This is a genomic window from Enterobacter cloacae complex sp. IR5441, assembly GCF_049238215.1.
Lineage (GTDB): Bacteria > Pseudomonadota > Gammaproteobacteria > Enterobacterales > Enterobacteriaceae > Enterobacter > Enterobacter hormaechei_C.
In genome coordinates this window covers 1-11,153 of the sequence record NZ_JBMKIA010000059.1, presented here as the reverse complement: position 1 = coordinate 11,153, position 11,153 = coordinate 1, and the positions used below count along the sequence as shown (strand labels likewise).

General features: G+C 52.1%; 17 protein-coding genes and 2 pseudogenes. 15 read left to right on the top strand and 4 right to left on the bottom strand.

What is annotated here, in order from left to right; all coding sequences use genetic code 11:
* A partial coding sequence (locus ACOTX5_RS25500) for an IS1 family transposase (RefSeq protein ID WP_001676991.1) occupies positions 1-63 on the bottom strand: 63 nt, incomplete at its 3' end.
* A gap of 18 nt (positions 64-81) precedes the next feature.
* Between ACOTX5_RS25500 and silR the strand changes: the two are divergent.
* Positions 82-672: pseudogene (gene silR / locus ACOTX5_RS25495) on the top strand (copper/silver response regulator transcription factor SilR); the annotation flags it as partial.
* A gap of 67 nt (positions 673-739) precedes the next feature.
* Positions 740-1,708 (top strand): IS5 family transposase, encoded by a 969-nt coding sequence (locus ACOTX5_RS25490; protein WP_000654811.1) that lies wholly within the window; start codon positions 740-742, stop codon positions 1,706-1,708.
* Positions 1,709-1,785: 77 nt separating this feature from the next.
* Here the strand turns inward: ACOTX5_RS25490 and ACOTX5_RS25485 are convergent.
* Positions 1,786-1,956, bottom strand: a pseudogene (locus ACOTX5_RS25485) (transposase); the annotation flags it as partial.
* A 754-nt stretch (positions 1,957-2,710) separates the two neighbouring features.
* Between ACOTX5_RS25485 and ACOTX5_RS25480 the strand changes: the two are divergent.
* The 6 genes from ACOTX5_RS25480 (at position 2,711) to ACOTX5_RS25455 (ending at position 5,507) form a co-directional block, all read left to right on the top strand.
* Positions 2,711-3,091 (top strand): hypothetical protein, encoded by a 381-nt coding sequence (locus ACOTX5_RS25480; protein WP_001371925.1) that lies wholly within the window; start codon positions 2,711-2,713, stop codon positions 3,089-3,091.
* A 57-nt stretch (positions 3,092-3,148) separates the two neighbouring features.
* The gene (locus ACOTX5_RS25475) at positions 3,149-3,814 is read left to right on the top strand and encodes a hypothetical protein (RefSeq protein ID WP_001447900.1); all 666 of its coding nucleotides are present in this window, start codon (positions 3,149-3,151) and stop codon (positions 3,812-3,814) included.
* Positions 3,815-3,873: 59 nt separating this feature from the next.
* Positions 3,874-4,329, top strand: a complete 456-nt coding sequence (locus tag ACOTX5_RS25470; protein WP_000916941.1) for a hypothetical protein — start codon at positions 3,874-3,876, stop codon at positions 4,327-4,329.
* Complete coding sequence (locus ACOTX5_RS25465) at positions 4,301-4,606, top strand: hypothetical protein (protein ID WP_223152485.1); 306 nt, start codon at positions 4,301-4,303, stop codon at positions 4,604-4,606. The genes ACOTX5_RS25470 and ACOTX5_RS25465 overlap by 29 nt, the downstream gene beginning before the upstream one ends.
* 25 nt (positions 4,607-4,631) lie before the next feature.
* Complete coding sequence (locus ACOTX5_RS25460; protein ID WP_001100635.1) at positions 4,632-4,925, top strand: hypothetical protein; 294 nt, start codon at positions 4,632-4,634, stop codon at positions 4,923-4,925.
* A gap of 177 nt (positions 4,926-5,102) precedes the next feature.
* Positions 5,103-5,507 (top strand): H-NS family nucleoid-associated regulatory protein, encoded by a 405-nt coding sequence (locus tag ACOTX5_RS25455; protein ID WP_001287391.1) that lies wholly within the window; start codon positions 5,103-5,105, stop codon positions 5,505-5,507.
* A 606-nt stretch (positions 5,508-6,113) separates the two neighbouring features.
* Here ACOTX5_RS25455 and ACOTX5_RS25450 read toward each other — a convergent pair.
* Both ACOTX5_RS25450 and merR read right to left on the bottom strand, forming a co-directional pair.
* A complete protein-coding gene (locus ACOTX5_RS25450) occupies positions 6,114-6,722 on the bottom strand; it encodes an HNH endonuclease signature motif containing protein (RefSeq protein WP_000289256.1) in 609 nt (202 codons plus the stop codon).
* Positions 6,723-6,787: 65 nt separating this feature from the next.
* Entirely contained in the window at positions 6,788-7,243 is a 456-nt protein-coding gene (merR, locus tag ACOTX5_RS25445; protein ID WP_001166628.1) for an Hg(II)-responsive transcriptional regulator, read from the bottom strand.
* 71 nt (positions 7,244-7,314) lie between these two features.
* On the opposite strand from merR, the gene merT reads away from it, so the two are divergent.
* The 7 genes from merT (at position 7,315) to ACOTX5_RS25410 (ending at position 11,069) form a co-directional block, all read left to right on the top strand.
* A complete protein-coding gene (gene merT, locus ACOTX5_RS25440) occupies positions 7,315-7,680 on the top strand; it encodes a mercuric ion transporter MerT (protein ID WP_001294656.1) in 366 nt (121 codons plus the stop codon).
* A 15-nt stretch (positions 7,681-7,695) separates the two neighbouring features.
* Positions 7,696-7,971, top strand: a complete 276-nt coding sequence (gene merP / locus ACOTX5_RS25435) for a mercury resistance system periplasmic binding protein MerP (RefSeq protein ID WP_000732275.1) — start codon at positions 7,696-7,698, stop codon at positions 7,969-7,971.
* Positions 7,972-7,998: 27 nt separating this feature from the next.
* Positions 7,999-8,424 (top strand): organomercurial transporter MerC, encoded by a 426-nt coding sequence (merC, locus tag ACOTX5_RS25430; RefSeq protein ID WP_234101346.1) that lies wholly within the window; start codon positions 7,999-8,001, stop codon positions 8,422-8,424.
* 38 nt (positions 8,425-8,462) lie between these two features.
* Positions 8,463-10,148, top strand: coding sequence for a mercury(II) reductase (gene merA, locus ACOTX5_RS25425; protein WP_000209296.1), 1,686 nt, complete (start codon positions 8,463-8,465; stop codon positions 10,146-10,148).
* 17 nt (positions 10,149-10,165) lie between these two features.
* Positions 10,166-10,531, top strand: a complete 366-nt coding sequence (gene merD, locus ACOTX5_RS25420) for a mercury resistance co-regulator MerD (protein WP_001277466.1) — start codon at positions 10,166-10,168, stop codon at positions 10,529-10,531.
* Complete coding sequence (gene merE / locus ACOTX5_RS25415; RefSeq protein ID WP_001087807.1) at positions 10,528-10,764, top strand: broad-spectrum mercury transporter MerE; 237 nt, start codon at positions 10,528-10,530, stop codon at positions 10,762-10,764. Before merD ends, merE begins: the two co-directional genes overlap by 4 nt.
* Before the next feature lie 65 nt (positions 10,765-10,829).
* On the top strand, positions 10,830-11,069 hold the full coding sequence (locus ACOTX5_RS25410) for a DUF3330 domain-containing protein (protein ID WP_063945291.1): 240 nt from the start codon (positions 10,830-10,832) through the stop codon (positions 11,067-11,069).
* Positions 11,070-11,153: the final 84 nt, after the last annotated feature.

The following is an 11,153-nucleotide window of genomic DNA, read 5'->3' as shown; positions in this document are numbered from 1 at the left end:
GCCGTTACGCACCACCCCGTCAGTAGCTGAACAGGAGGGACAGCTGATAGAAACAGAAGCCACTGGAGCACCTCAAAAACACCATCATACACTAAATCAGTAAGTTGGCAGCATCACCCCGAGTATGATTTAGCCATCCTGGATATCATGCTGCCTGATGTAAACGGCTGGGATATCATCCGTATGCTGCGCAGTGCCGGAAAGGGGATGCCGGTATTACTGCTGACGGCCCTTGGCACGATTGAACACAGGGTCAAAGGACTTGAGCTGGGTGCGGACGATTATCTGGTGAAGCCCTTTGCGTTTGCTGAACTGCTCGCCCGGGTAAGAACCCTCCTCAGGCGGGGAAACACGATGATCACGGAAAGCCAGCTTAAAGTGGCTGACCTCTCGGTTGATCTCGTATCCAGAAAAGTCAGCCGCGCCGGGAACCGCATTGTGCTCACCAGTAAAGAGTTCAGCTTGCTGGAATTCTTCATTCGCCATCAGGGAGAAGTTCTTCCCCGCTCCCTGATTGCCTCTCAGGTCTGGGACATGAATTTTGACAGCGACACTAACGCGATTGATGTCGCAGTAAAGCGACTCCGCGCTAAAATAGACAACGATTACGGGACAAAACTGATCCAGACAGTGCGGGGCGTGGGCTACATGCTGGAGATCCCGGATGCATAGCAAACCGTCCAGACGACCTTTCTCACTCGCGCTGCGGCTTTGTTGAATAAATCGAACTTTTGCTGAGTTGAAGGATCAGATCACGCATCCTCCCGACAACACAGACCATTCCGTGGCAAAGCAAAAGTTCAGAATCACCAACTGGTCCACCTACAACAAAGCTCTCATCAACCGTGGCTCCCTCACTTTCTGGCTGGATGATGAGGCGATTCAGGCCTGGTATGAGTCGGCAACGCCTTCATCACGAGGAAGGCCCCAGCGCTATTCTGATCTCGCCATCACCACCGTTCTGGTGATTAAACGCGTATTCCGGCTGACCCTGCGGGCTGCGCAGGGTTTTATTGATTCCATTTTTGCCCTGATGAACGTTCCGTTGCGCTGCCCGGATTACACCAGTGTCAGTAAGCGGGCAAAGTCGGTTAATGTCAGTTTCAAGACGTCCACCCGGGGTGAAATCGCACACCTGGTGATTGATTCCACCGGGCTGAAGGTCTTTGGTGAAGGCGAATGGAAAGTCAGAAAGCACGGCAAAGAGCGCCGTCGTATCTGGCGAAAGTTGCATCTTGCTGTTGACAGCAACACACATGAAGTTGTCTGTGCAGACCTGTCGCTGAATAACGTCACGGACTCAGAAGCCTTCCCGGGCCTTATCCGGCAGACTCACAGAAAAATCAGGGCAGCCGCGGCAGACGGAGCTTACGATACCCGGCTCTGTCACGATGAACTGCGCCGCAAAAAAATCAGCGCGCTTATTCCTCCCCGAAAAGGAGCAGGTTACTGGCCCGGTGAGTACGCAGACCGCAACCGTGCCGTTGCTAATCAGCGGCTGAGCGGAAGCAATGCACGGTGGAAATGGACAACGGAATATAACCGTCGCTCGATAGCGGAAACGGCAATGTACAGAATGAAGCAGTTGTTGGGAGATTCACTGACGCTGCGTGACTACGATGGTCAGGTAGCGGAAGCTATGGCCATGGTGCGTGCGTTGAACAGGATGACAAAGGCTGGGATGCCAGAAAGCGTGCGTATTGCCTGAAAATCCAGCCAGCTACAGGGTCGTTCGCACGAAATCTTATTTATTCAACAAAGCCTCATTGGCCCTCAAACCCCATGATGATGGTTTCGAAACGTCTTAAGGCCAAAGACTATCGAACGGTTTCCACGGGATTTAACGTCCTGAGCTCTAAGCCAGGGCTGATAACTTTGGCCATAGCCCACTCCTATGCCGTCACCTAGCGCATTTTCATAATCCAAATAGGATTTGAGACGCCTACCCCTACCCATGATCGTACCCAAAAAACGACATTGATACGTACCTATATGTGCATTTTATAGTCTCCAACCCTATAGCCACACATTCAGTAAGCATACAACATTAGCGTCGTTTTTTGAGAATGGTTACAACTTTAGTGCTTTGTGTACAACTTTATTGTCTTCGGACAGTAGGACCCTCTAAAACCAATAGAATTTACGTAGAAACGCGTTTAGTAAAGGCTTTACTAATTACTAATGACTAACATATTAGCACTTTCAGATCTGTCAGCAATAACCCCGGGCGGCGAAATAATGAGAAGAGTTCTTCCGGAGAGCCTTTTCTTTCTATCTGATTGATTTTTAACACTTTTAAATGTCAGCTTTATGTAAACCTGTGGGATTTACTCCTAATTAAATCCCATAGTATGAAAATTAGGCATTTGCAAACCTTAATGACGTGACGTTGTCACGTAAATCAATGGAATTTAGTCTCTAGTAAAGAGTTAACTAGTGACTAACTGCCTGATCGGTGTGCTTGAACGGTGCACTTCAGGCCGGATATAAAAATTGATGAGAGATATACAGAAAATGATGGACCGGCTTAATAAGCCAGCCTTTCTTGGGATGATTGATGATGTTGAACACGCTATAAAGCGAAAATGCCCCTTTTTAACCTATAGGTTGGGCACTATGAGTAAGATACAATCAAATCGCCAGTCAGATGGCTAATTTCATTTTGACCAAAGCGGGCTATTTCAAGCGTTATCGCTGAGACGAGGCTTCAATGACAAGTACACTTGACCCATCACACAAGCAAATTGAAATGTGGCGCAGAGCTACCGGTTCCGAAGGTGGACTCAACGAATACCGCAACTGGGTTCTGGAAAATAGTATGAGATTTACAGCATACGGTATCCATACCGTTATCGTCGAAGGTGAGGCGAAGCATATAACAGCGCTTGATGATGTTACCCTCTGTAACGAGTGGGCGAAGCTTAAAAGAGAAAACAATAGGCTTTACGCAGCAAATGAAAAAATTTGCTCTGGCTGGCGTGGTTTTGTGTTGCGTTTGTTAGGAATAACACTGTCATGCAGAAAACCGGTCATCTTACTGGGGGCAGACGCGAAGAATCAAAATGATGCCGTGAAAGGGGCTGATTTGTAATTTTCAGGCGAGCCCACCGTTCTTAGAAAGCTGTTCTATGGGTATGTAAGGAAGATAATGTTCTCTGAACGCTCAGTACACTTAATCACTTCCTGTACAAAGGGCAAGAATCATCAGGGCCACGTCTGGCCGACATTGGACATAGATCCAAAACAAACCCCGGACGACGCAGCATATGCCTGGAGTAACATTGTAGACGACGCCAGAAGTAATCAGGCGGTACCGGCATTGTCCTTGTATTCAGGTAATCACTGGTCTACGGCAAAGGAAATTTTAAACTCAACCAGAAATCTGGAGTTGTGGATAATCTCTGCCGGGATGGGGTTTTTAAATAGTCGAGATCGGGTGCCCTCTTACGAGGCGACATTTCATCAAGTACCATTCAGGCATGATCTCTGGTGGAAAGCCATCACAAAATCACTAGGAAAGCATAACCGTTGCGCAACTATAAGCCAGTTAATGCAGTCCAGTCCGAATGATGAATATTTGATTGCGGCTTCGCCTGTTTATATTTCTGCTGTCCAGAATGACATCCTGAAGGGCATTGAGAGTTTGACTCATCCTCTTACGCAACTAACGATCGTGACATCAGGGGCATATGCTGGCCCACTTGAAGAATACTTAATTAAGAGTTCTTCTAGGATGATGAAAGAGCTAGAGTGCAATATGGTGTGCCTGAATATAAAACTGGCTCAATACATACTTAAAAGTGGTAGTCGTTAGAACTAGACTGTTAATGATACAATTCTCCTGTTATTTTATTTTTATAAAAGGTCTCAAATATGCTCAAAAACAGATTTTCTTTATTGTGTCTTGCTGTGGCATCGTCACTTACTCTTACTGCTTGCGATGTAGTTGATGCTGCCTATGACGAGACTTTAAATGATAATGCACCCGAAATTGTAATAGCTGGAGGATTCAAAATTGATATCCAAGGTAATGCAGTTCCGGTTGAGGGATATGATAATTGCTCTTTGAATACTCTTCAGGGAAGCGTTGATACGGATAAATCAAATTGTATTGTTCTGGATAGAACACGTAAAAAAGTACCGGTTCTAGTTCATTTGTCATCCGGTCCCGTCAAAGAAGAATGGAAGATCGAGCACCAGGTTGAAAAAACCAAATCCGGCAAAAATTTCATCCAAACTCGTATGATTAGACCTGACGGTAACTTTGTAGTGCCTGCATCCTCAGAACGAGGGATCTTTAGTGGCAAACATTACAGTCAAGCCAGCTAAGTCAAGTCTATCCGTTCAAACAGAAAAAGGTTTCTTAAAAATGACGTTATCCGCTGCATTGCAAGGCACTTTTAAAGAGATGAGGAAAGACAATACAGTAGGCATCACAGTTCAAACTTGTTCAGATATTTTTGACAGCAATGTTCCTCCGGCTTATGTTTTCTGGCTTTATCGTCTCAAAGCGGGAGAAACTTTGCCGCGCGGAAGGTTCTTCAGAAAAAGAAAGCCAATCATCAATGTTATGGCAGTTGTTCATGATGCTGCATTCGAAAAATAACTGCGCTATCAGGAAAGTTACTTTTATGAACGTAATTGCAGCTGGAATTTTTTGCTTTATTTTTTACCCTACAGCTTTCGCTTATGCTTGTTATAAAAAGAGATGGCTAGAGTGGATTTTTCTTACTTTAATTATAATTTTTGCTTCTGCCATTTCGATTCAACAATACAATGAAGCGAATTTTGTAAGTGAGTTAAATTACCCTATGTTTATCTCCGCCATATATGGCCTGTCACTGGCATGGTTTCCTTTTCCGATTGCTTATGTTGTTCTGCGCTTCCTTCTTGATGATTTACAGCATGAGTACCCTAAACAGTGAGCAGATTTTAAGACTCATGAACAACATCGAAAGCACGAAACAGTCTGCACAAGGAAGATAAGGAGTATTCTTAGCAAGATATCTTTGTACCTGAAGACATAAAGCTGGCATCTTTTTCCTTATAGAGTGTATTATGATTAAGTAAATCCTTATCAAAGAATTAGAAAGTGAGGTCGTATGTCTGAAGCACTCAAATCGTTAAACAATATTCGTACTCTTCGCGCCCAGGGCCGCGAGCTGCCTTTAGAAGTACTTGAGGAAATCCTCGAAAAGCTTAATGTCATTGTTGATGAGCGTCGTCAGGAAGAATCATCCAAAGCTGCCGAACTGCAAGCTCGTCAGGAGAAACTTGACGCCCTGCGTAAGTTAATGGAAGAAGATGGTATCAACCCGGAAGAGCTGCTTGGCTCATTCCAGGCCAAATCTACGGCTACCAAGAAAAGCCGTGAACCACGCCCGGCCAAATACTCATTTACTGATGAAAATGGCGAAACAAAAACGTGGACTGGACAGGGCCGTACCCCCAAAGCTCTGGCAGAACAAATTGCAGCCGGTAAAAGTCTTGATGATTTCCTGATCTAACTTTTGCCACCAGTTTTGATAGAGGCCACTTCGGTGGCCTTTTCTCATACGGAATCAATTTCAGGTACAGAACATATGAAAAATTCAGAACCTAAGAGCTGTGATCCCTATGTGGACAGTTTGATTAGAAATGCAGATGCAAAGGAAGCCAGGTCATTTCTCAAAATATTGAAGCCCTTACCATTCCTTATCGTTATCATCGCTGTATTCTTTTTTTGGGTATCGTTTTCCCGTTTATTATCCCAGGTCGCGTAAAACCTTTTTAAAGACTCTTCTTTACCAGATATGCTCCCTCACCGGGATGGTTTCAACCTCTTCAGTTTCCCATATTGGCAAAACCTTCAGGAAATAAGACGATACCCTCCACGCTTTCCATTAAAGCGGGATGACGACGCCCAGTTCTTACGACCAGACTCCACGTTTTCGATTAGGATGCCTTTGGGCCCTTCTAACGAGGCCACCTCAACAACTCGCACTTTCCGGATCAGTCTTGGATCCACTTCTTCCCAGATCTGGCCAACTGTAATATCTTTTTGGGTTTGCATTTAATCTCTCGCTGTCATTTAGTGAACAAGACTAATCCTCGCCGTGGTTCAGCTTATGGCTTTATTTACGCTGACGATCCTTAGCCTTAAATTTTTGCCATCGTATCCGAAGGTTTTCGATGTTAACCGGAACCTGCATGCGTGTCGTCTCTATCTCATTCCCATGCCATTTCAGGAGATCATCATCCAACTCCCGGGCCTCCCGGCTGAAGTAAATTTTCATAGTGTCAGGGTTTATGGCGCAATGGTCATTGTCGAACAGTGTATGGATATCACGGCGAAGTAAAATTCCGTTCGTTACGTCGGGAATGCCTTCTTCATGACGTGGCGTTAAGTGCGCGGCCTCAGTACGCCAGGGGGACCTTACGCCGGTGACAACACATCGCCCGTAGCAATTCAACCTAACATCCCGGGCGAAAGGACCTTGGTCAGGACTGGTGACAGAAGTACATTCCTGGCCCTCTTTGTAGATACGCTTCGGGAAGTCGATAGTGGTTTGAGCTGTTTGGGAAAGTGACACATACGTAACCCCTTTGTATCTCTTTATCCCACCATTAAAAGTGGTAGGAATCGAGCTGGTTATGGCCACCAGTTTCACATCGCCCATTTCGACGATCTTAAGGCTCTTATTAGCGGCTACATGTAACTGGATGAATTTACCTACGTACACATCATGGTTCTCATCTTGTCTTTCAACACACAGGGGTCGTCTCAGAATTCGGAAAATAAAGCACGCTAAGGCGTAGTCACCCCGTGACTCCCCCGCGCCGATGCAGCGAGCTTCGTTCCGTCTTGCAGTGACGCAATCAGCGGGCAGGAAACGTTCCCTTTCCGCGCATGGCAGGCGCACACCAGTTCAGACAGCACGGCCTCCATGCGTGCCAAGTCGGCCATCTTCTCGCGCACATCCTTGAGCTTGTGCTCGGCCAGGCCGCTGGCTTCCTCGCAATGGGTGCCATCCTCCAGCCGCAGTAGCTCGGCGATTTCGTCCAGGCTAAAGCCCAGCCGCTGGGCCGATTTCACGAACCGCACTCGTGTTACATCCGCCTCGCCATAGCGGCGAATGCTGCCATAGGGCTTGTCTGGCTCCGGCAGCAGGCCCTTGCGCTGGTAGAACCGGATGGTCTCCACATTGACCCCGGCCGCCTTGGCAAAAACGCCAATGGTCAGATTCTCAAAATTAATTTGCATATCGCTTGACTCCGTACATAACTACGGAAGTAAGCTTAAGCTATCCAAACCAAATTTGAAAGGACAAGCGTATGTCTGAACCACAAAAGTCTGAACCACAAAACGGGCGCGGCGCGCTCTTCGCCGGTGGGCTGGCCGCCATTCTTGCGTCGGCCTGCTGCCTGGGGCCGCTGGTTTTGATCGCCTTGGGGTTCAGCGGGGCATGGATCGGCAACCTGACGGTGCTGGAACCCTATCGCCCGATCTTCATCGGCGCAGCGCTGGTCGCGCTGTTTTTCGCCTGGCGGCGCATCTACCGCCCGGCGCAAGCCTGCAAACCGGGTGAGGTCTGCGCGATTCCCCAAGTGCGAGCTACTTACAAGCTCATTTTCTGGATCGTGGCCGCGCTGGTCCTGGTCTCGCTCGGATTTCCCTACGTCATGCCATTTTTCTATTAATCACAGGAGTTCATCATGAAAAAACTGTTTGCCGCCCTCGCCCTCGCTGCCGTTGTTGCCCCCGTGTGGGCCGCCACCCAGACCGTCACGCTGTCCGTGCCTGGCATGACCTGCGCCTCTTGCCCGATCACTGTCAAGCACGCGCTTTCCAAGGTTGAGGGCGTGAGCAAGACCGACGTAAGTTTCGACAAGCGCCAGGCCGTCGTCACCTTCGACGATGCCAAGACCAACGTCCAGAAGTTGACCAAGGCGACCGAGGACGCGGGCTATCCGTCCAGCCTCAAACGCTGATCCGTTAACCGAACTCGGGAGCGACACATGGGACTCATCACGCGCATCGCTGGCAAAACCGGCGCGCTCGGCAGCGTCGTTTCCGCGATGGGCTGCGCCGCCTGTTTTCCTGCCATCGCCAGCTTTGGCGCGGCCATCGGACTGGGCTTCTTGAGCCAGTACGAGGGGCTATTCATTGGCATCCTGCTGCCGATGTTCGCCGGCATCGCGTTACTCGCCAATGCTATCGCTTGGCTCAATCATCGACAGTGGCGACGCACGGCGCTCGGCACGATAGGCCCGATCTTGGTGCTGGCAGCGGTGTTTTTAATGCGGGCTTACGGCTGTCAGAGCGGTGGACTGCTCTATGTCGGCCTGGCCTTGATGGTTGGGGTGTCGGTCTGGGATTTCATCTCGCCAGCACATCGCCGCTGCGGGCCGGACAGCTGTGAATTGCCAGAACAACGTGGCTGACGGCAACAGCCGTAGCCACCACAGAAAAGGAAAAATACATGACCACCCTGAAAATCACCGGGATGACCTGCGACTCGTGCGCGGCTCACGTCAAGGAAGCCTTGGAGAAAGTGCCCGGCGTGCAATCGGCGCTGGTGTCCTATCCGAAGGGCACAGCGCAACTCGCCATTGAGGCGGGCACGTCATCGGATGCGCTGACTACCGCCGTGGCCGGACTGGGCTACGAGGCAACGCTTGCCGATGCGCCACCGACGGACAACCGCGCCGGCCTGCTCGACAAGATGCGCGGCTGGATAGGGGCCGCTGATAAGCCCAGTGGCAACGAACGCCCGTTGCAGGTCGTCGTCATTGGTAGCGGTGGAGCCGCGATGGCGGCAGCACTGAAGGCCGTCGAGCAAGGCGCGCAGGTCACGCTGATTGAGCGCGGCACCATCGGCGGCACCTGCGTCAACGTCGGTTGTGTGCCGTCCAAGATCATGATCCGCGCCGCCCACATCGCCCATCTGCGCCGGGAAAGCCCATTCGACGGCGGCATGCCACCCACACCGCCGACGATCTTGCGCGAGCGGCTGCTGGCCCAGCAGCAGGCCCGTGTCGAAGAACTCCGTCATGCCAAGTACGAAGGCATCCTGGACGGCAATTCAGCCATCACCGTTCTGCACGGTGAAGCGCGTTTCAAGGACGACCAGAGCCTTATCGTTAGTTTGAACGAGGGTGGCGAGCGCGTCGTGATGTTCGACCGCTGCCTGGTCGCCACGGGTGCCAGCCCGGCGGTCCCGCCGATTCCGGGCTTGAAAGAGTCACCCTACTGGACTTCCACCGAGGCCCTGGCGAGCGACACCATTCCCGAACGCCTTGCCGTAATCGGCTCGTCGGTGGTGGCGCTGGAGCTGGCGCAAGCCTTTGCCCGGCTGGGCAGCAAGGTCACGGCCCTGGCGCGCAATACCTTGTTCTTCCGTGAAGACCCGGCCATCGGCGAGGCGGTGACAGCCGCTTTCCGTGCCGAGGGCATCGAGGTGCTGGAGCACACGCAAGCCAGCCAGGTCGCCCATATGGACGGTGAATTCGTGCTGACCACCACGCACGGTGAATTGCGCGCCGACAAGCTGCTGGTCGCCACCGGCCGGACACCGAACACGCGCAGCCTGGCATTGGAAGCGGCGGGGGTAGCCGTCAATGCGCAGGGGGCCATCGTCATCGACAAGGGCATGCGCACCAGTAGCCCGAACATCTACGCGGCCGGCGACTGCACCGACCAGCCGCAGTTCGTCTATGTGGCGGCAGCGGCCGGCACTCGTGCGGCGATCAACATGACTGGCGGCGATGCGGCCCTGGACCTGACCGCAATGCCGGCCGTGGTGTTCACCGACCCGCAGGTCGCCACCGTGGGCTACAGCGAGGCGGAAGCACATCACGACGGGATCGAGACCGACAGTCGCCTGCTAACACTGGATAACGTGCCGCGTGCGCTTGCCAACTTCGACACACGCGGCTTCATCAAGCTGGTCATCGAGGAAGGTAGCGGACGGCTCATCGGCGTGCAAGCGGTGGCCCCGGAAGCGGGTGAACTGATCCAGACGGCGGTGCTCGCCATTCGCAACCGTATGACCGTGCAGGAACTGGCCGACCAATTGTTCCCCTACCTGACCATGGTCGAAGGGCTGAAGCTCGCGGCGCAGACCTTCAGCAAGGACGTGAAGCAGCTTTCGTGCTGCGCCGGATGAGGAAAAGGAGGTGTTCAATGAGCGCCTACACAGTGTCCCGGCTGGCCCTTGATGCCGGGGTGAGCGTGCATATCGTGCGCGACTACCTGCTGCGCGGATTGCTACGGCCGGTCGCGTACACCACGGGCGGCTACGGCTTGTTCGATGACACCGCGTTGCAACGGCTGCGCTTTGTACGGGCTGCCTTCGAAGCGGGTATCGGCCTGGACGCACTGGCGCGGCTGTGCCGGGCGCTGGATGCTGCGGACGGTGACGGTGCGTCTGCGCAGCTTGCCGTGTTGCGGCAACTCGTCGAGCGTCGGCGCGAGGCCCTGGCCAGCCTCGAAATGCAACTGGCCGCCATGCCAACCGAACCGGCACAGCACGCGGAGAGTCTGCCATGAACAGCCCAGAGCACTTGCCGTCTGAGACGCACAAACCGATCACCGGCTACTTGTGGGGCGCGCTGGCCGTGCTCACCTGTCCCTGCCATTTGCCGATTCTCGCCATTGTGCTAGCCGGCACGACGGCCGGCGCGTTCATCGGGGAGCACTGGGGTATTGCAGCCCTCACGCTGACCGGCTTGTTTGTCCTGTCTGTGACGCGGCTGCTGCGGGCCTTCAAGGGAAGATCATGACCGCTTCCCAGCCAGCCGAGAGTGGGCAGCTTTGAGCTTCGCTACCAATCTGGAGGAGTACCACCATGAACGCAAACGCCCCGAACACTGCCAGTTGCACCACCTGCTGCGTATGCTGCAAAGAAATTCCGCTCGATGCCGCCTTCACCCCGGAAGGCGCGGAATACGTCGAACATTTCTGCGGGCTGGATTGCTATGAACGCTTCCAGGCACGCGCCAAGGCCGCGACAGAATCTGACATTGCGCCTGTCCCTGGCGGTTCGCAGCCGTCAGTGTCATTTTCAGAAGACGACTGCACCAGTTGATTGGGCGTAATGGCTGTTGTGCAGCCAGCTCCTGACAGTTCAATATCAGAAGTGATCTGCACCAATCTCGACTATGCTCAATAC

Coding starts and splice junctions, on each gene's coding strand:
- merD (WP_001277466.1), top strand. CDS start 10,166: ATGAGCGCCTACACAGTGTCCCGGCTGGCCCTTGATGCCGGGGTGAGC.
- merP (WP_000732275.1), top strand. CDS start 7,696: ATGAAAAAACTGTTTGCCGCCCTCGCCCTCGCTGCCGTTGTTGCCCCC.
- merA (WP_000209296.1), top strand. CDS start 8,463: ATGACCACCCTGAAAATCACCGGGATGACCTGCGACTCGTGCGCGGCT.
- ACOTX5_RS25460 (WP_001100635.1), top strand. CDS start 4,632: ATGAACGTAATTGCAGCTGGAATTTTTTGCTTTATTTTTTACCCTACA.
- merT (WP_001294656.1), top strand. CDS start 7,315: ATGTCTGAACCACAAAAGTCTGAACCACAAAACGGGCGCGGCGCGCTC.
- ACOTX5_RS25480 (WP_001371925.1), top strand. CDS start 2,711: ATGACAAGTACACTTGACCCATCACACAAGCAAATTGAAATGTGGCGC.
- merC (WP_234101346.1), top strand. CDS start 7,999: ATGGGACTCATCACGCGCATCGCTGGCAAAACCGGCGCGCTCGGCAGC.
- ACOTX5_RS25410 (WP_063945291.1), top strand. CDS start 10,830: ATGAACGCAAACGCCCCGAACACTGCCAGTTGCACCACCTGCTGCGTA.
- ACOTX5_RS25455 (WP_001287391.1), top strand. CDS start 5,103: ATGTCTGAAGCACTCAAATCGTTAAACAATATTCGTACTCTTCGCGCC.
- ACOTX5_RS25475 (WP_001447900.1), top strand. CDS start 3,149: ATGTTCTCTGAACGCTCAGTACACTTAATCACTTCCTGTACAAAGGGC.
- ACOTX5_RS25470 (WP_000916941.1), top strand. CDS start 3,874: ATGCTCAAAAACAGATTTTCTTTATTGTGTCTTGCTGTGGCATCGTCA.
- merR (WP_001166628.1), bottom strand. CDS start 7,243: ATGCAAATTAATTTTGAGAATCTGACCATTGGCGTTTTTGCCAAGGCG.
- merE (WP_001087807.1), top strand. CDS start 10,528: ATGAACAGCCCAGAGCACTTGCCGTCTGAGACGCACAAACCGATCACC.